This is a genomic window from Pseudomonas sp. C8002 (assembly GCF_013385765.1).
Lineage (GTDB): Bacteria > Pseudomonadota > Gammaproteobacteria > Pseudomonadales > Pseudomonadaceae > Aquipseudomonas.
In genome coordinates this window covers 20,419-42,083 of sequence record NZ_JACAPJ010000017.1, presented here as the reverse complement: position 1 = coordinate 42,083, position 21,665 = coordinate 20,419, and the positions used below count along the sequence as shown (strand labels likewise).

The 21,665-nt window shown below is 60.1% G+C and carries 22 protein-coding genes; 5 read left to right on the top strand and 17 right to left on the bottom strand.

Features of this window, described 5'->3' with window-relative positions; translation table 11 throughout:
* The first annotated feature begins 9 nt into the window (after positions 1–9).
* Positions 10–1,227 (top strand): efflux RND transporter periplasmic adaptor subunit, encoded by a 1,218-nt coding sequence (locus HX814_RS22785; RefSeq protein ID WP_003211788.1) that lies wholly within the window; start codon positions 10–12, stop codon positions 1,225–1,227.
* 64 nt (positions 1,228–1,291) lie between these two features.
* The gene (locus HX814_RS22780) at positions 1,292–2,824 is read left to right on the top strand and encodes a DHA2 family efflux MFS transporter permease subunit (protein ID WP_003211786.1); all 1,533 of its coding nucleotides are present in this window, start codon (positions 1,292–1,294) and stop codon (positions 2,822–2,824) included.
* A gap of 168 nt (positions 2,825–2,992) precedes the next feature.
* On the opposite strand, the gene lpxH is transcribed toward HX814_RS22780, so the two are convergent.
* Both lpxH and HX814_RS22770 read right to left on the bottom strand, forming a co-directional pair.
* Entirely contained in the window at positions 2,993–3,742 is a 750-nt protein-coding gene (gene lpxH, locus HX814_RS22775) for a UDP-2,3-diacylglucosamine diphosphatase (protein ID WP_177009136.1), read from the bottom strand.
* Positions 3,739–4,242, bottom strand: coding sequence for a peptidylprolyl isomerase (locus HX814_RS22770; protein ID WP_003211783.1), 504 nt, complete (start codon positions 4,240–4,242; stop codon positions 3,739–3,741). The genes lpxH and HX814_RS22770 overlap by 4 nt, the downstream gene beginning before the upstream one ends.
* Positions 4,243–4,488: 246 nt before the next feature.
* Between HX814_RS22770 and HX814_RS22765 the strand changes: the two genes are divergently transcribed.
* Both HX814_RS22765 and cysS read left to right on the top strand, forming a co-directional pair.
* Positions 4,489–6,189, top strand: coding sequence for a glutamine--tRNA ligase/YqeY domain fusion protein (locus HX814_RS22765; protein WP_008432425.1), 1,701 nt, complete (start codon positions 4,489–4,491; stop codon positions 6,187–6,189).
* 20 nt (positions 6,190–6,209) lie between these two features.
* Positions 6,210–7,598, top strand: coding sequence for a cysteine--tRNA ligase (gene cysS / locus HX814_RS22760; RefSeq protein WP_008432427.1), 1,389 nt, complete (start codon positions 6,210–6,212; stop codon positions 7,596–7,598).
* Positions 7,599–8,169: 571 nt separating this feature from the next.
* Here the strand turns inward: cysS and HX814_RS22755 are convergent.
* The 5 genes from HX814_RS22755 to HX814_RS22735 all read right to left on the bottom strand — a co-directional run bounded on the left by HX814_RS22755 (position 8,170) and on the right by HX814_RS22735 (position 11,058).
* A complete protein-coding gene (locus HX814_RS22755; RefSeq protein ID WP_177009137.1) occupies positions 8,170–8,493 on the bottom strand; it encodes a hypothetical protein in 324 nt (107 codons plus the stop codon).
* Positions 8,490–9,203: a DUF4225 domain-containing protein gene (locus tag HX814_RS22750; protein ID WP_177009138.1), complete on the bottom strand. Its 714-nt coding sequence runs from the start codon at positions 9,201–9,203 to the stop codon at positions 8,490–8,492. The genes HX814_RS22755 and HX814_RS22750 overlap by 4 nt, the downstream gene beginning before the upstream one ends.
* Entirely contained in the window at positions 9,200–9,688 is a 489-nt protein-coding gene (locus tag HX814_RS22745) for an Hcp family type VI secretion system effector (RefSeq protein WP_003211770.1), read from the bottom strand. Before HX814_RS22745 ends, HX814_RS22750 begins: the two co-directional genes overlap by 4 nt.
* A 165-nt stretch (positions 9,689–9,853) precedes the next feature.
* Entirely contained in the window at positions 9,854–10,195 is a 342-nt protein-coding gene (locus HX814_RS22740; protein WP_177009139.1) for a DUF6124 family protein, read from the bottom strand.
* 311 nt (positions 10,196–10,506) lie between these two features.
* Positions 10,507–11,058 (bottom strand): dihydrofolate reductase family protein, encoded by a 552-nt coding sequence (locus HX814_RS22735; protein WP_177009140.1) that lies wholly within the window; start codon positions 11,056–11,058, stop codon positions 10,507–10,509.
* Positions 11,059–11,218: 160 nt separating this feature from the next.
* Between HX814_RS22735 and lepB the strand changes: the two genes are divergently transcribed.
* A complete protein-coding gene (lepB, locus tag HX814_RS22730; protein ID WP_177009141.1) occupies positions 11,219–11,887 on the top strand; it encodes a signal peptidase I in 669 nt (222 codons plus the stop codon).
* Between the two features lie 8 nt (positions 11,888–11,895).
* Here the strand turns inward: lepB and HX814_RS22725 are convergent, their stop codons facing one another.
* The 10 genes from HX814_RS22725 to HX814_RS22680 all read right to left on the bottom strand — a co-directional run bounded on the left by HX814_RS22725 (position 11,896) and on the right by HX814_RS22680 (position 21,558).
* Positions 11,896–12,483 (bottom strand): TetR/AcrR family transcriptional regulator, encoded by a 588-nt coding sequence (locus HX814_RS22725; RefSeq protein WP_177009142.1) that lies wholly within the window; start codon positions 12,481–12,483, stop codon positions 11,896–11,898.
* A gap of 31 nt (positions 12,484–12,514) precedes the next feature.
* Entirely contained in the window at positions 12,515–13,267 is a 753-nt protein-coding gene (locus HX814_RS22720; protein ID WP_008432437.1) for a 3-oxoacyl-ACP reductase family protein, read from the bottom strand.
* 134 nt (positions 13,268–13,401) lie between these two features.
* A complete protein-coding gene (locus HX814_RS22715) occupies positions 13,402–14,331 on the bottom strand; it encodes a hypothetical protein (protein WP_008432438.1) in 930 nt (309 codons plus the stop codon).
* Positions 14,332–14,446: 115 nt separating this feature from the next.
* On the bottom strand, positions 14,447–15,382 hold the full coding sequence (locus HX814_RS22710) for an alpha/beta hydrolase (protein ID WP_177009143.1): 936 nt from the start codon (positions 15,380–15,382) through the stop codon (positions 14,447–14,449).
* A 106-nt stretch (positions 15,383–15,488) separates the two neighbouring features.
* Positions 15,489–15,857, bottom strand: coding sequence for a Na+/H+ antiporter subunit G (locus HX814_RS22705; RefSeq protein ID WP_003211753.1), 369 nt, complete (start codon positions 15,855–15,857; stop codon positions 15,489–15,491).
* Positions 15,854–16,132: a K+/H+ antiporter subunit F gene (locus HX814_RS22700; RefSeq protein ID WP_003211751.1), complete on the bottom strand. Its 279-nt coding sequence runs from the start codon at positions 16,130–16,132 to the stop codon at positions 15,854–15,856. The genes HX814_RS22705 and HX814_RS22700 overlap by 4 nt, the downstream gene beginning before the upstream one ends.
* Positions 16,129–16,617: a Na+/H+ antiporter subunit E gene (locus HX814_RS22695; RefSeq protein WP_003211750.1), complete on the bottom strand. Its 489-nt coding sequence runs from the start codon at positions 16,615–16,617 to the stop codon at positions 16,129–16,131. Before HX814_RS22695 ends, HX814_RS22700 begins: the two co-directional genes overlap by 4 nt.
* Positions 16,614–18,296 (bottom strand): monovalent cation/H+ antiporter subunit D, encoded by a 1,683-nt coding sequence (locus HX814_RS22690; RefSeq protein WP_177009144.1) that lies wholly within the window; start codon positions 18,294–18,296, stop codon positions 16,614–16,616. Before HX814_RS22690 ends, HX814_RS22695 begins: the two co-directional genes overlap by 4 nt.
* The gene (locus tag HX814_RS22685) at positions 18,293–18,637 is read right to left on the bottom strand and encodes a Na+/H+ antiporter subunit C (protein ID WP_003192163.1); all 345 of its coding nucleotides are present in this window, start codon (positions 18,635–18,637) and stop codon (positions 18,293–18,295) included. The genes HX814_RS22690 and HX814_RS22685 overlap by 4 nt, the downstream gene beginning before the upstream one ends.
* A complete protein-coding gene (locus tag HX814_RS22680) occupies positions 18,637–21,558 on the bottom strand; it encodes a monovalent cation/H+ antiporter subunit A (RefSeq protein WP_177009145.1) in 2,922 nt (973 codons plus the stop codon). The genes HX814_RS22685 and HX814_RS22680 overlap by 1 nt, the downstream gene beginning before the upstream one ends.
* Positions 21,559–21,665 lie beyond the last annotated feature (107 nt).

The following is a 21,665-nucleotide window of genomic DNA, read 5'->3' as shown; positions in this document are numbered from 1 at the left end:
GTACTTGTCATGGCCACTGCCGAAACCAGCAACAACGCTCCTGAAACAAACAAGGCTGAACAACCCAACACCAGCAATCCGCGCAAACGCAAAGTCATGCTGTTTGTGCTGGCGCTGATCGTCATCCTCGGCGCCTTGGGCGTGTGGGGTTGGTACGAATTGTATGGCCGCTTCAGCGAAAGCACCGACGACGCCTACGTCAATGGCAACGTGGTGGAAATTACCCCGCTGGTGACCGGCACCGTGGTGAGCATCGGCGCCGACGACGGCGACCTGGTGCATGAAGGCCAGGTGCTGATCAACTTCGACCCCAACGACGCGGCCGTCGGCCTGCAAAGTGCCCAGGCCAACCTGGCCCGCACCGTGCGCCAGGTGCGTGGCTTGTACAGCAACGTCGATGGCATGAAAGCCCAGGTGCTGGCGCAACAAGCCAACGTGCAAAAGGCCCAGGACAACTACAACCGACGCAAGAACCTCGCTGCCGGCGGGGCGATTTCCCAGGAAGAACTGTCCCACGCCCGTGACGACCTGACCTCGGCGCAAAACGCCTTGGCCAACGTGCAGCAACAGTTCAAGACCAGCAGCGCCCTGGTGGATGACACGGTGATTTCGTCCCACCCGGACGTGCAGGCTGCCGCCGCACAGTTGCGCCAGGCTTACCTGACCAACGCCCGCAGCACCCTGATCGCACCGGTGACCGGCTATGTGGCCAAGCGTACCGTGCAACTGGGCCAGCGGGTCCAGCCGGGTACTGCACTGATGGCCGTGATCCCGCTGGATCAACTGTGGATCGACGCCAACTTCAAGGAAACCCAGCTGCGCAATATGCGTATCGGCCAGCCGGTGGATATCGAATCCGATATCTACGGCAGCGACGTGAAATTCAGTGGCACCGTCGACAGCCTCGGCGCGGGCACGGGCAGCGCGTTTGCCTTGCTGCCGGCGCAGAACGCCACCGGTAACTGGATCAAGATCGTGCAACGGGTGCCAGTGCGTATCCATGTGAACGCCGATGAGTTGGCCAAGCACCCGCTGCGCGTGGGCCTGTCTACCGTGGTCGACGTCGACCTGCACGACCAGAGCGGCCCGGTACTGGCCCAGCAGGCGCCGCAGAAGGCGTCGTTCACCACCAACGTTTACGACCGCCAGTTGGCCGAAGCCGACGCGATGATCACCCAATTGATCCATGACAACAGCGTCGCCGCTCCCAAGGCTGCCCAGCGCTGATTCGCCAATCCATCAGCTGCGGCCCCGGCGGCCGTAGCGCCAATCATGTTGCACAGGATTCGCGATGAGTAACGCTAACGCCTCCTTCACGCCGCCCAGCTTGCTGATGGCCACCATCGGCCTGTCCCTGGCGACCTTCATGCAGGTGCTCGACACCACCATCGCCAACGTGGCGCTGCCGACGATTTCCGGCAACCTCGGCGTGAGTTCGGAGCAGGGCACCTGGGTCATCACCTCGTTTGCCGTGAGCAACGCCATCGCGCTACCGCTCACCGGTTGGCTGAGCCGTCGCTTCGGCGAGGTGAAGCTGTTTCTGTGGGCCACCATCCTGTTTGTGCTGGCCTCGTTTCTCTGCGGTATTTCCACCTCGATGCCCGAGCTGATCGGCTTTCGGGTATTGCAAGGCCTGGTTGCCGGCCCGTTGTACCCGATGACCCAGACGCTGCTGATCGCGGTCTATCCCCCCGCCAGGCGTGGCATGGCCCTGGCGTTGCTGGCGATGGTCACGGTGGTGGCGCCGATTGCCGGGCCGATCCTCGGCGGCTGGATTACCGACAGCTACAGCTGGCCGTGGATCTTCTTTATCAACGTACCCATCGGCATCTTTGCCGTGATGGTGGTGCGCTCGCAACTGAAGAAACGCCCGGTGGTCACCAGCTACCAGCCGATGGACTACGTCGGCTTGCTCAGCCTGATCGTCGGCGTCGGCGCCTTGCAGATCATCCTCGACAAGGGCAACGACCTGGACTGGTTCGAGTCGAATTTCATCATCATCGGCGCGGTGATCTCGGCTGTCGCCCTGGCGGTGTTCGTGATCTGGGAAATGACCGACGAGCACCCGGTGGTCAACCTGCGGCTGTTCGCCTATCGCAACTTTCGCATCGGCACGATTGTGTTGGTACTCGGGTACGCGGGTTTCTTCGGGATCAACCTGATCCTGCCGCAATGGCTGCAAACCCAGATGGGCTACACCGCCACCTGGGCGGGCCTGGCGGTGGCGCCGATCGGGATTCTGCCGGTGTTGATGTCGCCGTTCGTGGGCAAATATGCGCACAAGTTCGACCTGCGCCTGCTGGCCGGGCTGGCGTTCCTGGCGATTGGCTTGAGTTGCTTCATGCGCGCCGGGTTTACCAATGAAGTGGACTTCACGCACATCGCCCTGGTGCAGTTGTTCATGGGGATCGGCGTAGCGCTGTTCTTCATGCCGACCTTGAGCATCCTGATGTCCGACCTGCCGCCGGCGCAAATCGCCGACGGCGCTGGCCTGGCGACCTTCCTGCGGACCCTGGGCGGCAGCTTTGCGGCCTCGTTGACCACCTGGATCTGGATTCGCCGGGCGGACCAGCACCATGCCTACATGAGCGAAAACATGACCACCTACGACTCGGCCACCCGGGACGCCTTGCAGGCGCTCGGCGGGGCAGGGCACAAGGCGTATGCGCAGTTGGACCAGATACTGACGAGCCAGGCGTACATGATGTCCACCGTGGATTACTTCACGTTGCTGGGGTGGATGTTCATGGCGTTGATCGTGATTGTATGGCTGGCGAAACCGCCGTTTGCAGCGAAGGCGGGGCCGGAGGCTTCTGGCCACTAAGCCTCAATCCATGATCATTCCCACGCTCCGCGTGGGAATGCCGCTTTGATGATCGTTCCCACGCTCTGCGTGGGAACGCCGCTTTGGACGCTCTGCGTCCGCTTTTGAAGGTCGTGACGCAGAGCGTCACAGGATGCATTCCCGCGCAGAGCGTGGGAACGATCTGGGTCAAGCGCCGGGCAGTGCCAACTGCGGGTTGACGAAGTCAAACGCCGCCAGTTGAAACCCTTGCTCATCCACCTGCAATGCCCACCCTTGCTTGTCCCAATCCCCCAGCACAATGCGCTTGGCCGCTTGCTCGCCAATCTGCAACTTGTGAATCGCCGGGCGGTGGGTGTGGCCATGCACCAACGTACGCACGCCGAACTGCTGCATCACCCTCGGCACTTCCTCAGGCGTTACATCGACAATGTCGTTGGTCTTCATCCGCGTCTGCGCGCGGCTTTCACTGCGCAGCTTGCGCGCCAGCTTGTGCCGCGTGCCCAAGGGCAGGTGGCGCAGGATGAACAGCGTGATGGGGTTACGCAGGATGCGCCGCAGCTTCATATAGCCAAGGTCGCGGGTACACAGGCTGTCGCCGTGCATCAACAGCACGGGCTCGCCTGCGAGTTGCACCACACTCGGGTCCTTGAGCAAGGTTGCGCCTGCGGCTTTGCAGAACGCCTTGCCGATCAGGAAATCCCGGTTGCCATGCATGATGAAAATCTGGGTGCCGCTGTCGCTCAGCTCGCGCAGGGCCAGGCAAATCGAACGCTGGAAGGGCGTCATCCCATCGTCGCCAATCCAGGCTTCAAAGAAGTCCCCCAGAATGTACAACGCCTGGGCGGAACGGGCGCGGCCGTTCAGTAAATCCAGAAACGCCCGGGTTATGTCCGGGCGCTCCTCTTCCAGATGCAAATCTGAAATCAGCAATATCACTCAACGATCTCGGCTTTCTCGACGATAACGTCTTCTACCGGTACGTCCTGGTGACCTGCCTTGCCGGTGGTTTGCACACCCTTGATCTTGTCGACAACGTCCTGGCCTTCGGTGACTTTACCGAATACCGCGTAGCCCCAGCCCTGCACGTTCTTGCCGCTGTGGTTCAGGAAGGTGTTGTCGGCGACGTTGATGAAGAACTGCGCGGAGGCCGAATGCGGCTCCATGGTACGGGCCATGGCGACGGTGTACTTGTCGTTGGAAAGGCCGTTGTCCGCTTCGTTCTGGATGCTTGGACGCTTGTCTTTCTTTTCTTTCATGCCAGGCTCGAAACCGCCGCCCTGGACCATGAAGTTGCCGATGACACGGTGGAAAACAGTGTTTTCGTAGTGGCCGGCTTTAACGTACTCGATGAAGTTGGCGACGGTGATCGGCGCTTTCTCGGCGTTCAGCTCGATGACGATGTCACCGTGGTTGGTGGTCAGTTTGACTTGAGTCATGTTCACTACTCTTTCAAGGAATTCGTGGGTTTGGGCGTTTTGCGCCTTACCTGCTTGGCAAAAACGGCAGCCAAGGCGCGCAGTTTAGCGTGACCTGCGGGAATTTCGAGGTGGTTTTTTACCGCCCGTGCAATAAATGCAGCAGTTTTTGGCCACGCTCTGTCAGGGCCTTGACAGCATCGGCTATGATAAGCCCTTTGTTTGTCGGCCTCACCCGGCCAAGTACTTCGTCTGTTCAAGGATCCTATGAGCAAGCCCACTGTCGACCCTACCTCGAATTCCAAGGCCGGACCTGCCGTCCCGGTCAATTTCCTGCGCCCGATCATCCAGGCGGACCTGGATTCGGGCAAGCACACGCAGATCGTCACCCGCTTCCCGCCTGAGCCCAACGGTTACCTGCACATCGGCCACGCCAAGTCGATCTGTGTGAACTTCGGCCTGGCCCAGGAGTTCGGTGGCGTCACGCACCTGCGTTTCGACGACACCAACCCGGCCAAGGAAGACCAGGAATACATCGACGCCATCGAGAGCGACATCAAGTGGCTGGGCTTCGAATGGTCCGGTGAAGTGCGCTATGCCTCCAAGTATTTCGACCAGTTGTTCGACTGGGCCGTCGAGTTGATCAAGGCCGGCAAGGCCTACGTAGACGACCTGACCCCGGAGCAAGCCAAGGAATACCGTGGCACCCTGACCGAGCCGGGCAAGAACAGCCCGTTCCGCGACCGTTCGGTGGAAGAGAACCTGGACTGGTTCAACCGCATGCGCGCCGGCGAGTTCCCGGACGGCGCCCGCGTACTGCGTGCCAAGATCGACATGGCCTCGCCGAACATGAACCTGCGCGACCCGATCATGTACCGCATCCGCCACGCCCATCACCACCAGACCGGTGACAAGTGGTGCATCTACCCGAACTACGACTTCACCCACGGTCAGTCGGACGCCATCGAAGGCATCACCCACTCCATCTGCACCCTGGAGTTCGAAAGCCACCGTCCTCTGTACGAATGGTTCCTCGACAGCCTGCCGGTACCGGCGCACCCGCGTCAGTACGAGTTCAGCCGCCTGAACCTGAACTACACCATCACCAGCAAGCGCAAGCTCAAGCAACTGGTCGATGAAAAGCACGTGTTTGGCTGGGACGACCCGCGCATGTCGACGCTGTCGGGCTTCCGCCGCCGTGGCTACACCCCGGCATCGATCCGCAATTTCTGCGAGATGGTCGGCACCAACCGCTCCGACGGCGTGGTCGACTACGGCATGCTCGAATTCAGCATCCGTCAGGACCTCGACGCGAACGCCCCGCGCGCCATGTGCGTGCTGCGTCCGTTGAAGGTGGTGATCACCAACTACCCGGAAGGCCAGGTCGAAAACCTCGAACTGCCGCGTCATCCGCAGAAAGAAGAACTCGGCGTGCGCAAGCTGCCGTTCGCCCGTGAAATCTACATCGACCGCGATGACTTCATGGAAGAGCCGCCAAAAGGCTACAAGCGCCTGGAGCCGAACGGCGAAGTGCGCCTGCGCGGCAGCTACGTGATCCGTGCCGACGAAGCGATCAAGGACGCCGATGGCAACATCGTCGAACTGCGTTGCTCCTACGACCCGGACACCCTGGGCAAGAACCCGGAAGGCCGCAAGGTCAAAGGTGTGGTGCACTGGGTGCCGGCGGCGGCCAGCGTCGAGTGCGAAGTGCGCCTGTACGATCGCCTGTTCCGCTCGCCGAATCCCGAGAAGGCCGAAGACAGTGCCAGTTTCCTGGACAACATCAACCCTGACTCGCTGCAAGTTCTCACGGGTTGTCGTGCCGAGCCATCGCTTGGCGACGCACAGCCGGAAGACCGTTTCCAGTTCGAGCGCGAAGGTTACTTCTGCGCGGATATCAAGGACTCGAAACCCGGTGCTCCGGTATTCAACCGTACCGTGACCTTGCGTGATTCGTGGGGCCAGTGATTCTGTTTTAAGGAACTGTCGTGCTAACGATCTACAACACACTCAGCAAGACCAAAGAAGTCTTCAAGCCGCTGGATGGCAACAAGGTGCGCATGTACGTGTGCGGCATGACCGTGTACGACTACTGCCACATCGGCCACGGCCGCAGCATGGTTGCCTTCGACCTGGTGACCCGCTGGTTGCGTTTCAGCGGTTATGACCTGACGTATGTGCGCAACATCACCGACATCGACGACAAGATCATCAATCGCGCCAACGAAAACGGCGAGTCGTTCGACGCGCTGACCGAGCGCATGATTGCTGCGATGCACGAGGACGAGGCACGCCTAAACATCCTCAAGCCGGACATGGAACCGCGCGCCACGGACCATATCCCGGGCATGCACGCGATGATCCAGACCCTCATCGACAAGGGTTACGCCTACGCCCCGGGCAATGGCGACGTGTACTACCGCGTCGCCAAGTTCATGGGCTACGGCAAGCTGTCGCGCAAGAAAATCGAAGACCTGCGCATCGGTGCGCGGATCGAAGTCGACGAAGCCAAGCAAGACCCGCTGGACTTCGTGCTGTGGAAAGGCACCAAGCCCGGCGAGCCGAGCTGGGAGTCGCCATGGGGCGCCGGGCGCCCGGGCTGGCACATCGAATGCTCGGTGATGTCCACCTGCTGCCTGGGCGAGACCTTCGACATTCATGGCGGCGGCAGCGACCTTGAGTTCCCGCACCACGAAAACGAAATCGCCCAGAGCGAAGCGGCCACCGGCAAGACCTACGCCAACGCGTGGATGCACTGCGGCATGATTCGCATCAATGGCGAGAAGATGTCCAAGTCCTTGAACAACTTCTTCACCATTCGCGACGTGCTGGAAAAGTACCACCCGGAAGTGGTGCGCTACCTGTTGGTGTCGAGCCATTACCGCAGCGCGATCAACTACTCGGAAGACAACCTCAAGGACGCCAAGGGCGCCCTGGAGCGCTTCTACCACGCGTTGAAAGGCCTGCCCTCCGTGGCGCCTGCGGGCGGCGAAGCGTTTGTTGCGCGGTTCACCGAAGTGATGAACGACGACTTCGGTACGCCTGAAGCCTGCGCGGTGCTGTTTGAAATGGTGCGCGAGATCAACCGCCTGCGCGAGAGCGATCTCGACGCAGCGGCGGGGCTTGCCGCACGTTTGAAAGAGCTGGCGAGCGTGCTGGGGGTATTGCAGATGGAAGCCGATGACTTCCTGCAGGCGGGCGCTGAAGGGCGTGTGGATGCCGCTGAAGTTGATGCGCTGATCCAGGCACGTTTGACTGCCCGGGCCAACAAGGACTGGGCGGAGTCTGACCGTATCCGTGACCAACTGACCGCGATGGGTGTGGTGTTGGAAGACGGGAAGGGCGGTACGACGTGGCGGTTGGCTGATCAGGCTTGATGAGTGAATGCTGAATAAAAAACGCCCCGACTGGTTCGGGGCGTTTTTTTTGGCCTGTCTATCCGTTATTCAGGGGGCGGTTCTTACAGCGTGTCTTGGACGGGACACCTGTGCGGGGACATGGTTGACGCATCGAGGGGCGAGCAAGCCATCTCAAGATCAAACGCAGAGCTGCTTAATGTGGGAGCGGGCTTGCTCGCGAAGAACATGAGGGCGCCGCGTTGAATCAGGACGCCCACATCTTCGTTAACGACCTTCGCGAGCAAGCCCGCTCCCACATTTAAACCGTGCCCGCTTCTGATTTTGCTGTTGCTTCACCACACTCAAGCCGGCCGGTAGGCCGCTGTGCTCTTGATCTGCTTTTGATCTTGATCTTAGGCGCTAGCCTAAGCGAGGTGCCGAGTGGTGGGGCAAGAGCGTTATCGATTGTTCCCATGCTCCGCGTGGGAATGCCGCCCCGGACGCTCTGCGTCCCGCCGCCAATGTGAGGTTGAGTTCTGCATGAGTTGATGCGGGGCGTCACGGTATGCATTCCTACGCAGAGCATGGGAACAATCAAACGTCCAGGTGATCATCTTTGGGACTTTCCGGGTAAGCGCTGCCACCACCAATTCAAGTCGCGTTTGACAGGAAGTGCTAACGCATGCAGGAAAAGACAGATAAATGCGAGCCAACCAACCGACTCGTAGTTATTAATGATTTCCGGGTGATGCCCGAAGTACAAGAAATTATCAAATTTAACGATGTCCATGTGTACGCTCATAAAAAGCATGTTTACCCCCAGGCCTAGCAGGAGCTTGGTGTAACCAATATTTTTGCTGGAAAGGATCACTTTGAGGCTGTACGCAAATAGAATGCCGAATACCGAAAAAATCAAGAAAGCTAAAATAATCAATTTTTTGTCTCTTGATATAAATTCTTTAGCGTTAAGACGTCTGCGCCTGCTTCAAATGCCAATGAAGTTGGCCCCATGGTCTTGTATGCTCGTATTTTGTCCGTATTGAGATACCTAAATAAACGCCAGGCATCTGGTTTTAACACGTGCCTTGTAACGCTGTAGGCAGAAAGCCCAATATCAACAGAGCCATATGCCATATTTGCTTCACGCTCGCCATATCCCATCGCAGATGATGCCGAGTGATACCCCTTGCGCAGTGGACCCGTCGTATCGGATTGCCCTGTCACAAGGTTGCGTCCATTTTCATATAGGTTGTTTGCCCCATGTGCCATCAGTGGCATCCCTGCGATAAGGCAAAGTGTCCCAACTGAGGCGTAGCAAATACCTGCACCTGTTGCGACTTGCATAGCGCCAGCAACGACTCCCAGTCCCCTTAACGCTATTTCTCTAGACTGATGAGACAAACTGCGCTGCTCTGTCTTTATCTTCATCAACCCTTGCGCAATACTCTTCTTGCCTTGTTCAACATCCCTGACAATACTGCGCGCGTAATAAGCAACCTCCCGGTTGAATATGGACCGTGTTATCCCATCCTTGAGATGCCGCGCACTGATCGCACAGGCGTGATTCGTCAGCTTTGCTGCGGCTTGACTAACTTCCCACAGTTCATGAAACGTTGGCGTCGATGGTTCTTGATTTAGTTTCATAGATCGGTCTCGGGCCATGAACTGTAGCCACTGGTACCGGCCAGATGGTGAGTCCAGATGATTTCCCGATACCGGATGGAGAGATGCTCTTGTGCATCTATATCGTGCATTAGTACTGCGTGGGGCACGTCAAGGGAAAGGTCCGCGATGATGCAACCCCGTAGGTCGACGGTGTAGTACTTCTGGTGTTGGCCAAACTGAGAAATACGGTAGAAATGGATGATGCAGTTAAGCTCTTCTCTTTTGGAAAGTGCCATCGCCAACAGAGGTGAAGCTTTATCGACGTTTTTTGTAATGACCACTGGCCCATGAGTCGCAGCTCTGACATTCCCTTCATTGAGCATGTTGTGGTTATAGGACATCACCATTATTTCGTCGCGATGCCCTTCCTGGCATTTGTTACCGATAGAGTCTTGTGTAGAGCAGCCTGCGGAAATAAGACCCTGGGTTTTTCCGTTGATAGTCATGTAACCGTGGTTAGCCATAAAGAAGCATCCTGATCTATTGGTTTTCAGAATACAAAAAATGGCAAATAGGAAATATCGGAAGATTCTCTTTGAAGTGTGTGAGCAATATGTAGGATTTTTCTCTAATGGAGGGGCGGGTCTAGTTGAAATCGAATAGATCCACCCCGTTGTGTTTTTTTCTCTTTAACGTAGTTGGTTGTGTGTTGCGCCGCATTGATCAAGGGTGCTATCGACCAATAACTGAATCCCCTCCAACATCCGGCAAATCCCCAACGCCACACTCCGGGACGGCCCATCGATTTCAAATGCCAGATTCGTACCTAACACCTGCACCGACGCCAAGTCCTCCGATGCATTGACCAACAACGTCTCCGCGTCCAACCCTTCACGCACGACAAAAAGCCTGGAGCTCTCGTCAGGCGAATCAGGTTCAGAAGAGGGATTCAGATAATGATTAATCGCCCGATGAGCAGCCGCGTGAAGCGAGGGTGAATCGAGTGGCGGGTTTGGACTGTCTTTGATCATGACGACGCTCCTAGAGTAATGGAGCCGCCACCCATCGCTGCGAAACGACAATCGGGTGGCAGCTGTACGCAGGTTCGCAGACCGGGACTCTAGGCACCCGGCATACCCGAAGGTATCCCGCGCACAGCCGCCATAACATCAGGCATAAAAAAGCGCCCGCTATCTTGTGGTGGACGCTGTGCGTCTAGAGTTTACCCGGGCTGCGAAACACGGTCGCTGAATTTGCAGCGACCACCGAAGAGTAGGGAGCCATCTTCTGAGCGACAACCCTAAAAAGCTGTCGGAAATTTCCGGGTGTTAACCCGCGACCATCAGCGCTTGCCACTCACCTCATACCGGCTTTGAACAAACCCGTTATCCGACGCATACGTGCCGATATGCCGAAGCTCATGCTCGCCACCCAACTGGCTGAACAAGGGGATCCCCTGGCCCAGCACAACCGGAATACGCGTGATGATCATCTCGTCGATCAACCCTGCCTCAAGAAACGCCTGAATCGTCTGGCCGCCGTCGATATACAGGTGTTTCATCCCGCGCTCGGCTAACTCGGCCACGAGGGCGTTCACATCCTGGCTCACGACCTCAACCTTGCCCTTCAAATGCTCAGGTAGCTCAAGCGACTGATGAGAGAGCGCAAACACCGGAAAATCCTCATAGGGCCACTCCGGAAAGGACAACACTTTTTCCAGGGTCTTGCGGCCCATCACCAGCGCATCCACGGTGGCGATGAAGTGTTCATAGGTCACGCCGTTCAATTCGGCGCCTTCGTACTCAGGGCGATGAAGCCACTCGATATCACCGTCTGGCCTGGCAATAAAGCCGTCGACGCTGGCTGCGATAAAGACCGAACATTTGCTATCCATGGGGCGTGAAACTCCTTTTCTGTGTGCTTGAAAATATCGACTGTCATGGGTCGGCAACGCTAATGTTAATTTAATCTTGCGATGCAATAAGCGAGCATTGCCAAAAATCACCGTGGGTACCCGGCGCAGGCCGGTGTGCCTTTTCGTATTGCGAGGATCTATGCGCCGTTGGTTAATCCGCTACCGTTACGCGATCATTTTCTGGCTGTGCTTCGGGGTTTTCCGCACCTCCCTGGCTGACTGGAATCCCATCCCGTCCGGTTCCATGCGCCCGACGTTGCTTGAGGGCGATGTGGTGCTGGTCAATCGCGTCGCGTACGACCTCAAATTGCCCCTCACCGATATTTCCCTGGCGAGACTGGATAACCCCCAGCGCGGAGATGTCGTCACGTTCTCTTCGCCCAAGGATGGCACGCGCTTGATCAAACGCATTGTCGGTATCCCCGGCGATACCCTGGAAATGCGCGACGAGGTGTTGTGGGTCAACGGTACGCCGGCCACCTACAGTAATGGGCGGGACATCAGCGAGCCTATTGCGCCTGGCCAAACAGTTCCGGGGATCAAGGTGACGGAGCGTGCGAACAGCAGCCAGCGCACGGTGCAGTTCATGCCGACAGTACGGGCGCTGCGCGATTTCGGCCCGGTGGTGGTGCCTGCCGACAGTTACTTCATGCTGGGCGACAATCGCGATAACAGCGATGACTCCCGCTATATCGGGTTTGTGCCGCGTCGGCTGTTGATCGGGCACGCCCACCATATCCTGGCGTCAGCGCAGATCCTGGACCATTGGATGCCACGATTGGGTCGATTTGGCGCGCCGATACTCTAGTGGGCTGATCACGCTTTTGCGCTCAGCGCCCGCAGTGCAAACCCCGCAATGCGCTCCAGTTGCTCAGTGGTGGCGCCGCCCTTGCTGGCGACTTTCATGCCGCTGAGGGTGGCCATCAGAAAATCACACGCGCCCGAGAGATCGGTGCCGACGGTCAATTCGCCTTGTTCCTGCGCACGCTCCAGCGTCTGTTCGAATGCATTGCGCAAGCGTTCGGCGCTGTGGGCGGTGAGTTGATTGATCTCATCATCTTCCAGGCCGAACTCGCAGATGGCATTGACGCCCATGCAACCCGCCGTCCCTTCCCGCAGGGCGCGGGTGGCGAAGGATTGCAGGGTGTCGTGCAGTGCCTGCAGCGGGGTCGGGCCCTGGTTCAGGCGCTCGATCAAGTCGTCGACGCCGGTGCGCTGATACTCGGCCATCGCCAACAGGTACAACTGGCGTTTGTCGCCAAAGGTGTTGTACATGCTCTGGCGGCTCAGTCCCATGGCCTGCATCAGTTCTTCAGTCGAGGCCGCGGCAAAACCCTTGTCGCAGAAAACCCGGATGGCCTCGCGCAGCACCTGGTCGCGGTCGAATGCTCTGGGTCTTGCCATGGTTACCTCGGGGGAAATTGCAGGTGAAGGCTCAGGCCAGGTAGCCGCCATCGATGGTCATGCTTGTGCCGGTGACAAATGCCGCTTCTTCGGACGCGAGATAAGCAACCATGCCGGCAACATCGTCGGCGGTACCTACGCGGCCCAAGGGGATCAGGCTTTTGATCATGTCCGCATGGGGCCCGTCTGCCGGGTTCATGTCGGTGCTGGTCGGGCCCGGCTGCACGTTGTTGACGGTGATGCCGCGCGGCGCGAAATCAATCGCCAGGCCGCGGATCATACCGGCGATCGCCGACTTCGTCATGCTATAGACGCTGGAGCCCGGGAAGCCCGAACGTTGGGCGACCACGCTGCCGACGGTGATTATTCGGTCACCCGTATGCATCACCGCCGAGCTGGCCTTGGCCGCCGCAAACGTGGCCCGCACATTGACCGCAAACATTCGGTCGAAGTCTTCCAGGCTGAAGGTGTCGACGGTGCCCATCAGCAGGATCCCGGCGTTGTTGACCAGGATATTCAAGGCGCCGAAATGCTCGACAGTGGCCGCGACCGCCCGTTCTATTGCCGCCACATCGGCGCTGTCGGCCTGAATCGCCAAGGCTTTTCCGCCCTTGCTTTCGATCAGGCCAACCAGCGCTTGCGCCTTGTCGGCAGAGGAGGAATAGGTAAACGCGACCGCTGCACCTTCAGCTGCAAGCCGGCGGACAATCGCTTCGCCGATACCGCGGGAACCGCCGGTGACCAGGGCGACTTTGTGGTTGAAGCGAGGGGTGTGAGCTGTCATGGGGGAGGCCTGAGGTTTAGTGGATTAAATAATCCACTAAACCGTACCAGCCTGGAAATACTTAGCCAAGCTGTTTTTGGATTAATTAATCCTTAACTGCCGGATGTGCTCTCGAATCCTTCATCAGACGCCGGTCATTTCAGGTCGCTGTAGGTCAACCTGAACTCCGACAGCGCCGGGTGCTCGGTTTTCCACTGGCGGCCATACGCCTTGGCTGTTTCCATTTCTTCGGCAGTCAGCGCGCTGGCCAGTTGTTGCAGGTAGCCTGCGGCATCGGCGTGCCGTGGGTTTTGCCGGGTACTGTCCATGACCAGCCAGTAGAGCCCATAGGCGTGGATTTTGTTCTCGGGGTAGTGATAGCGGTTGGTGCCACTTTCATCGATATCGAACCCGCCGAGCGCACCGGCATAGGTCATGACGCCATCAAGGTCATTCAGCGCCAGCCGTTTTTCCAGGTGTATGCGCTGGTAGGAGAGGTTGCGGTAGTAGGTCTGCATGTTGGCCAGCCACTTCATCGCTGGCGGGAAGCCCTTGAAGGCCGCATACCTGAGCATGGAGTCGCGGTTGTCACTGGCCTCCGGGTTTTTGTCGTACAACAGCGCCGCAATGTAATAGGCCTCGGCGCAGCCGGCATCACCTGCCTTTCTCAGCCACGAGCGATCTTTGGTCAGTTCATACAGCTGCAGCATCGCTGCGCCGTCGCCAGCATCGGCACCTGCCTGGGCGAGGGCCTTGGCCTTGGCCAGGTTGGTTTCGCCACCCAGGCGCATCAGGGCGTACACATGATCCTGGGCAGCGGCCAGGCGGTACCACGCCTGGGCCTCGGGGTCGACACTGCCGACCCGGCGCCGGATGGCTTCGCCCAGGGCGTATTGTGACGGCGCATCGCCGGCCGAGGCGGAGATGGTCAGGTGGATTTCGCACTCTTCGAATTCACCGAGTTGATACAACTCGAGACCCCGCTGCTTGGCTGCCTGTTGCTGGCTCGTCAAATGTGAAATCAGCGCATTCAGCGAGTTGAGCAAATCAAACAGCGTGGTCAGTGCATCGGAATGGGTATACATGATCATTACCTGTATCGGGATACGTTGTCCGATAAAGGTAGGTGGGGCGGTGGGGCCCCAGGTGACAGATAGTTATCGGCAGGAGCGCTGCCTTTCCCGCGCTCTGGGCAACCCCTCAAACGCTACGGCTGCCACGTATTGCCTGGTCCAGAAACAACGCCGCATTCGCCACGGCCTGCATGCCTTCGGGCAAGATTGCCGCAAACAAATGCCAGACATGAAACATCCCGGGCCAAACCTCCAGCGATACGCGTACCCGGTTTTCCCCCAGGTGGGTGGCCAAGCGCATGGCGTCGCTGAGCATGACTTCGTTTTCGCCGATCTGCACCAGAATGGGCGGCAATCCCCGGACGTCCGCGAACACCGGCGATGCATCGGGATCATTCGGCAGCGCGCCATTGAGAAACGCTTTTGCAAGCAGCGTCAGCCCCAGGCGGGAGGCTTGCGGGTCGAGGCCGTCACGGTTGTCGATGGAGGCGCCGGTGTGTTCCAGGTTGGCCCACGGCGACAAGGCGGCGCCCCCGGCGGGCAGTGGCAGGCCTGCGTTGCGGGCCTTGACCATCACCGACACCACCATTGCGCCGCCGGCCGAATCGCCCGAGAACACGATGGACCTGGGGTCATTGCCCTGGTCGAGCAGCCAGCGATAAGCCTGCAACGTGTCATCAACAGGTACGGGGAACGGATGCTCGGGCGCCAGGCGGTAGTCGGGCAGGTAGACTTTGGCACCCAGCAGTTTTGCGAAGTGGCCGGCAAGGCCCAGGTAGCCCCGCGGGCTGCCGCCGACATAACCACCGCCGTGGATGTAAAGCAGCACCTGGTCACCCTCAAACCCATCAGGCACGACCATCATGCCCGGTACGCCACCCATATCGACGTCACAAAAGCTGACACCGGCGGGAATCGGATGGGAACAAAGCACCTGCTCATAAGCCTTGCGCTGCTCATTGAGGGTGAGGGTGGTTTCCTGGCCCGTGAGAAATGGGCCGAAGTCAGCGGCGCAGGCAACCCACGCGTCGAGATGGGCCTGGACAAGGGGAGTGAATGCCATGGGGGAGAACCTCATAAAGTGATCCCGATACCGGGATTAGCGATTGAGGTTCTATTTTATGGATTCTATTGGAGAACGAATTTCACCACTGCGGCGCCTGTGGGGATCAGCTGCCGCTGTCAGTGCGACGGCTGCTGACTTCAGCCGGCACATCATCCCCGGCCATGCGCTTGCGGAACAACGCGGTGCGTGCCAGCAGCAATGTGGTCACCGGCACTGTGATCGACAGCAGGATCGGGATCAACCAACCGTGCAACACCGGCCCGGACTTGAGCACCGAAAAGTAGATGATCGAGGCCAGCGCCACACACCAGGCGCCCAAGGTCGAGGCCAACGCCGGCGGGTGCATGCGCTGGAAGAAGTCTTTCATCCGCAACAACCCAATCGCCCCAATCAGCGCAAACAGGCTGCTAAGCACCAACAATACCGCGACGATCACTTCAACCCACAGCGGCAACACATCGACATTGATCATTCGATCACCTCCCCACGCAGCAGGAATTTCGCCAGGGCAAACGACCCCACAAAGCCAAACAGCGCAATCAACAACGCCGCTTCAAAATACGTGTCACTGGCATACCGAATACCCAGCACCAGCATCATCAGCATGGCCAGGATGTACAGGTAATCCAGCGCCAGCACCCGGTCTTGGGCCGACGGGCCTTTGAACAGGCGCACCAGGGTCAGCACCATGGCCAGGGAGAACAGGAACAGGCTGAACAGGATCGCATTGGAGAGCAGGGCGCTCATTCGAAGATCTCCATCAGGGGCCGTTCGTAGGCGTGTTTGAAGTGCTCGATAAACTGCGCTTCGTCATCCAGGTCGAACACGTGGATCAGCAGGACGCTGCGGTCCAGGGCCAGTTCCGACCATACGGTGCCCGGCGTCACGCTGGTGATCATCGCCAGCACGGCCAGGCCGTTGGCATCCCGCAGGTCCAGGGGGATCTTGATAAAGCGCGAACGCGGGGGGCGCGAGCCGCAGGTCAGGATGCCCCAGGCCACGGCGAGGTTGGAGATGATCACGTCACGTCCCACCAGGAAGAACAAACGGATGATCACCCCCGGGCGGCGGATGCGGATCGGCAGCGGGCGCAACGGCGCCATCATCAGCGGTGCCGCAAAGCCGAGGATCGCCCCCAGCAGCAGGTTGCCGGGGCTGACGGACAGGTTCAGCACCAGCCACAACAACCACAATGCCAATGACAGCCACGGGGCAGGGAACAGGCGCTTCATGGCTGCACCTCCAGGGCGGCGGCCTTGGCTTCAGGGCTCGGCACCGGACGCGTCGCCATGACCGCCATCACATAGTGTTCCGGGTTGTTCAGGCTCTCGGCGGCCGCCTGGGTATAGCGCATCAGCGGCTCGGCCTTGAACGTCAGGGCGATGCTCAGGCCCAGCAGGAAGAAAATCGGCACGCATTCGAAGCGGCGCAGCAGCGGCGATGGACGTTCTTCCGGGGTCCAGAAACGCTGGATGCCGAGGCGGGCGAAGGCGATCAGCGAAGCCAGGCCGGAGAAGATCAGCAGTGCCACCAGGCCCCAGGCGGCCGGACGCACCGGTTCGTCGATGGCATTGCCCAGGCCCATCGGGTTGATCAAGGCGCTGAGCAGGCTGAGCTTGCCGATAAACCCGGACAGCGGCGGCATGCCGATGATCAGCAGGGCGCAGGCGATAAAACTCAGGCCGAGGAACGCCACCGTCCAGGGAATCACCTGGCCGACCACGGCTTTCTGTTCGTCGTCGAGGTTGGTGCCGGGCGGCGGATGCAGGGATTCCATGGCCTTGGGCAGGGCTTCGATTTCATCGTCCAGGGGCATGTCGTTGGCCGAGCGCGAACGTTCGATCAATTCGGCCAGCAGGAACAGCGCGCTCAGCGCCAGGGTGGAACTGACCAGATAAAACAGCGCCCCGGCGGTCAGGCTTGGCTGGGCAAACCCCACCGCCGACAGCAGGATCCCGGCGGACACCAGAATGCTCAGGCTGGCCATGCGTTCCAGGCGTTGCGCGGCGATCATCGCCAGCGCCGCGCAGACGATGGTCGCCATGCCGCCGTAGATCAGCCAGTCGCCGCCAAACAGTGCCGAGGCACCCGCCTGGCCGGAGAACAGCAGGTTCCACAGACGCAGCACGGTGTACACGCCAACCTTGGTCATGATCGCAAACATCGCCGCCACTGGCGCACTGGCCGAGGAGTAGGCAGGCGCCAGCCAGAAGTTCAGCGGCCACATCCCGGCCTTGGCCAGGAAGGCGACGGCGAGGATGCCCGCACCGGCATGCAGCAGGCCGCGATCGGCTTCCGGCACCAGGGGGATTTTCAGTGCCAGGTCGGCAAAGTTCAGGGTACCGGTGACGCCATAGATCAGCGCCGCGCCAATCAGAAACAAGGTCGAGGCCAGCAGGTTGATCGAGATGTAATGCAGCCCCGCCGACACCCGCGCCCGGCCGGAACCGTGGAGCATCAGGCCGTAGGACGCCGCCAGCAGCACTTCGAAAAACACGAACAGGTTGAACAGGTCGGCGGTCAGAAAGGCGCCATACAGGCCCATCAGCTGAATCTGGAACAGCGCATGGAAACTGGTGCCGGCCCGATCCCAACGGGCCATGGCGAACAGCAGGGCGCTGACGCCAATGATCCCGGTGAGCACCAGCATCATCGCCGAGAGTTGGTCCACCACCAGCACGATGCCGAACGGCACCTGCCAGTTGCCCGGCAGGTACACACCGATGGAGCCGGGGCCGCCTTTCTGGGTCCAGTACAGCAACAGCACGGCGATGCCCAGGCCCACCACGCTGGAGAACAGGTTGATCCGCGCCTTGAGCGGGCGGTGCTTCTCGCCGAGCATCAGCATCAGCGCGGCGGTCAGCAACGGCAGCAGGATCGGCGCGATGATCAGTTGATTCATCCAGGTCATTCCTTGGGCTCCCGGCCGTCCACATGGTCAGTGCCGGTCAGGCCCCGGGATGCCAGCAGCACCACCAGGAACAGTGCGGTCATGGCGAAGCTGATCACGATTGCCGTCAGCACCAGGGCCTGGGGCAGCGGATCGGTGTAGTTGAGCAAGTCTTGCGGCACGCCATCCTTGATGATCGGCTCCTTGCCGATGAACAGGCTGCCCATGCTGAAGATGAACAGGTTGACCCCGTAGGAGAGCAGGCACAGGCCCATCACCACCTGGAACGTCCGTGGCCGCAGGATCAGCCAGACGCCGGAGGCCGCCAGGACCCCAATGGCAATTGCGATGACTTCTTCCATCAGGCGGCTCCTCCTGGGCTGGCAACGGCTTTCGCCTGGTTACTGGGTTTATGGGCGCGCACCGATTGGTGGCCGAGGGCGGTGAGCATCAGCAAGGTCGAGCCGACCACCATGGCGTACACACCGACGTCGAAGAACAGCGCGCTGGCGACGTGGATGTCCCCCAGCACCGGCAGGCTGAAGTGCCAGGTGTGCGTGGTGAGGAACGGGTAGCCGGCGAGCAGTGCGCCCAGCCCGGTCAGGGTTGCCGACAACAAGCCAAAGCCCATCCAGCGCATCGGCCGCAGGCTCATCTGCGCCTCGACCCACTGGGTACCGGCGACCATGTATTGCAGGATGAACGCGACGGACATCACCAGGCCGGCGACAAACCCGCCGCCCGGTTGGTTGTGCCCCCGCATGAACAGGTAGAACGAGACAACCAGCGCAATCGGCAGCAGCAGGCGCACCAGCACCGCCGGCACCATCATGAAGCCCAGGGCGGTGTCGCTGGCCTGGCGCGGGTTGATCAGGTCGGTGGCCACGTCGGGTGCCAGTTGGCGCTGTTGCGCGGGCAGTTCCATGCTTTCCTTCGACGGGCGGAAGCGGCGCAGCAGGGCGTAGACGGTCAGCGCCACGGCGCCGAGCACGGTGATTTCTCCCAGGGTGTCGAAGCCCCGGAAGTCCACCAGCATCACGTTCACCACATTGCTGCCACCGCCTTCTGGCAGGGCACGGCTGAGGTAGAAGGAGGAGATGTCGTTGGGCGTCTGGCGGGTCAGCATCGCGTAGGAGAGCAGCGCCATGCCGCCACCGACCACGGTGGACAGGAGGAAGTCCCGCAGGCGGCGGATGCGTGCCTTGCGCAGCGAGCTGGGCAGTGGGGAAACTTCTTCGATCCGCCGTGGCAGCCAGCGCAGGCCCAGCAGGATCAGCACGGTGGTGACCACTTCCACCACCAGTTGCGTCAGCGCCAGGTCTGGCGCCGAGAACCAGACGAAGGTCACGCAGGTCACCATCCCGCACACGCTGACCATGGTCAGGGCTGCCAGCCGGTGGTACTTGGCTTGCCAGGCGGCGCCCAGGGCGCAGGCGATTGCCAGCAGCCACAGGGTGACGAACACGATGGAGCCCGGGATCTTCGGCCGGTCGCCCCAACTGATGCCGCTGTAGAGCATCGGGATCAACCCGGCGATCACCGCCGCCAGCACCAGCAGGAACAGCTGGGTTTGCAGGCGTTTGGTGCTGATGCGTTTTTCGATCTTGCGCACCCCGCGCATCATCACCACCAGGCAGCGCTCGAAGCCGCGCTTGCCATTGAAGTAGCTGATGATCGGCGGGTATTTGAAGCGGCCCAACTTGAGTTGCTTGCGCAGCAGCAGATAGAGCACCACGCCGCCGGACATGGCCACCAGGCTCATGATCATCGGCGCGTTCCAGCCGTGCCAGATGGCGAGGCTGTATTCCGGCAGTTCGCCGCCGACCACCGGCAGGGCCGCTGCGGCGAGGATCGAACCGACCACCTGGGCCGGGAAAATCCCCACCAGCAGGCAGGTAAACACCAGCAACTCCACCGGCGCACGCATCCAGCGTGGCGGCTCGTGCGGGGTGTGGGGCAGGTTGGTGGCCTTGGGGCCGAAGAACACATCCACGGTAAAGCGCAGGGCATAGGCCACGCTGAAGGTACCGGCGATGGTGGCGATGACCGGCAGGGCGATTTCCACCCAGGCGGTGGCGGAGATGAACACGGTCTCGGCGAAGAACATTTCCTTGGACAGGAAACCGTTGAGCAGCGGCACGCCGGCCATGGACGCACTGGCGACCATCGCCAGGGTGGCGGTAAACGGAATCAGCTTGAACAGGCCGCTGAGCTTGCGGATGTCACGGGTGCCGCTTTCGTGGTCGATGATCCCCGCCGCCATGAACAGCGACGCCTTGAAAGTGGCGTGGTTAAGGATATGGAATACGGCGGCGACAGCGGCCAGCGGGCTGTTGAGGCCCAGCAGCAAGGTGATCAGCCCGAGGTGGCTGATGGTGGAGTAGGCCAGCAGGCCCTTGAGATCGTTCTGGAACATGGCGCAATAAGCGCCGAGCAGCAGGGTAATGGCGCCGGCACCGCCGACAATCCAGAACCACTCTTCGCTGCCGGACAGCGACGGCCACAGGCGTGCCAGCAGGAACACGCCGGCCTTCACCATCGTTGCCGAGTGCAGGTAGGCCGACACCGGCGTCGGTGCAGCCATGGCGTGGGGCAGCCAGAAGTGGAAGGGGAATTGCGCGCTTTTGCTCAGGGCGCCGATCAGCACCAGGGCAAGCATGATCGGGTACAACGAATGGGCACGGATCTGATCACCGGCAGCCAGGACCTGGTCCAGGTCGTAGCTGCCGACGATATGCCCGAGCAGCATCACCCCCGCCAGCAGGCACAAGCCGCCCGCGCCGGTGACCATCAGCGCCATATAGGCGCCACGCCGGGCATCGGCGCGGTGGTGCCAGTAGCCGATCAGCAGGAACGAGAACAGGCTGGTGAGCTCCCAGAAAAACACGATCTGGATCAGGTTGCCGGAGATCACCAGGCCGAGCATCGCACCCATGAAGGCCAGGAAAAACGCGAAGAAGCGCGGCACCGGGTCTTCCGGCGACATGTAATACCGGGCGTACAGCGACACCAGGGTCCCGATGCCCAGCACCAGCATCGAGAACAACCAGGCAAAACCGTCCATGCGCAATACGAAGTTCAGCCCGAGGCTGGGCAACCACATGAATTCTTCACGTATCACGCCACCATGGGCGATCTGGGGGTAGAGCAGGGCGACTTGAACCGTCCCGACCAGGGCCACAAGGCCGGCCAGCATGGACTCTGTGTTGCGTGCGTTGTGCGGCAGCAAGGCCGCCAGACAGCTGCCGATAAAAGGCAGAAGCAGTAGAACTATCAGGGACATAGGCTTCTAATCTGCGGGAGTTTGGGATGCATCATACGTGCCGGAATCTTGATCACCAAACGGCAAGATGTGGCAGGATCCTACAAGGTAGGCTGAAAAAGGCTGTT

Coding starts and splice junctions, on each gene's coding strand:
- HX814_RS22740 (WP_177009139.1), bottom strand. CDS start 10,195: ATGATCAAAGACAGTCCAAACCCGCCACTCGATTCACCCTCGCTTCAC.
- HX814_RS22705 (WP_003211753.1), bottom strand. CDS start 15,857: ATGATCAATGTCGATGTGTTGCCGCTGTGGGTTGAAGTGATCGTCGCG.
- HX814_RS22785 (WP_003211788.1), top strand. CDS start 10: ATGGCCACTGCCGAAACCAGCAACAACGCTCCTGAAACAAACAAGGCT.
- HX814_RS22720 (WP_008432437.1), bottom strand. CDS start 13,267: ATGACAGCTCACACCCCTCGCTTCAACCACAAAGTCGCCCTGGTCACC.
- HX814_RS22680 (WP_177009145.1), bottom strand. CDS start 21,558: ATGTCCCTGATAGTTCTACTGCTTCTGCCTTTTATCGGCAGCTGTCTG.
- HX814_RS22700 (WP_003211751.1), bottom strand. CDS start 16,132: ATGAGCGCCCTGCTCTCCAATGCGATCCTGTTCAGCCTGTTCCTGTTC.
- HX814_RS22710 (WP_177009143.1), bottom strand. CDS start 15,382: ATGGCATTCACTCCCCTTGTCCAGGCCCATCTCGACGCGTGGGTTGCC.
- lepB (WP_177009141.1), top strand. CDS start 11,219: ATGCGCCGTTGGTTAATCCGCTACCGTTACGCGATCATTTTCTGGCTG.
- HX814_RS22695 (WP_003211750.1), bottom strand. CDS start 16,617: ATGAAGCGCCTGTTCCCTGCCCCGTGGCTGTCATTGGCATTGTGGTTG.
- HX814_RS22690 (WP_177009144.1), bottom strand. CDS start 18,296: ATGACCTGGATGAATCAACTGATCATCGCGCCGATCCTGCTGCCGTTG.
- HX814_RS22745 (WP_003211770.1), bottom strand. CDS start 9,688: ATGGCTAACCACGGTTACATGACTATCAACGGAAAAACCCAGGGTCTT.
- HX814_RS22780 (WP_003211786.1), top strand. CDS start 1,292: ATGAGTAACGCTAACGCCTCCTTCACGCCGCCCAGCTTGCTGATGGCC.
- HX814_RS22725 (WP_177009142.1), bottom strand. CDS start 12,483: ATGGCAAGACCCAGAGCATTCGACCGCGACCAGGTGCTGCGCGAGGCC.
- HX814_RS22735 (WP_177009140.1), bottom strand. CDS start 11,058: ATGGATAGCAAATGTTCGGTCTTTATCGCAGCCAGCGTCGACGGCTTT.
- HX814_RS22715 (WP_008432438.1), bottom strand. CDS start 14,331: ATGTATACCCATTCCGATGCACTGACCACGCTGTTTGATTTGCTCAAC.
- HX814_RS22750 (WP_177009138.1), bottom strand. CDS start 9,203: ATGAAACTAAATCAAGAACCATCGACGCCAACGTTTCATGAACTGTGG.
- HX814_RS22685 (WP_003192163.1), bottom strand. CDS start 18,637: ATGGAAGAAGTCATCGCAATTGCCATTGGGGTCCTGGCGGCCTCCGGC.
- HX814_RS22770 (WP_003211783.1), bottom strand. CDS start 4,242: ATGACTCAAGTCAAACTGACCACCAACCACGGTGACATCGTCATCGAG.
- HX814_RS22765 (WP_008432425.1), top strand. CDS start 4,489: ATGAGCAAGCCCACTGTCGACCCTACCTCGAATTCCAAGGCCGGACCT.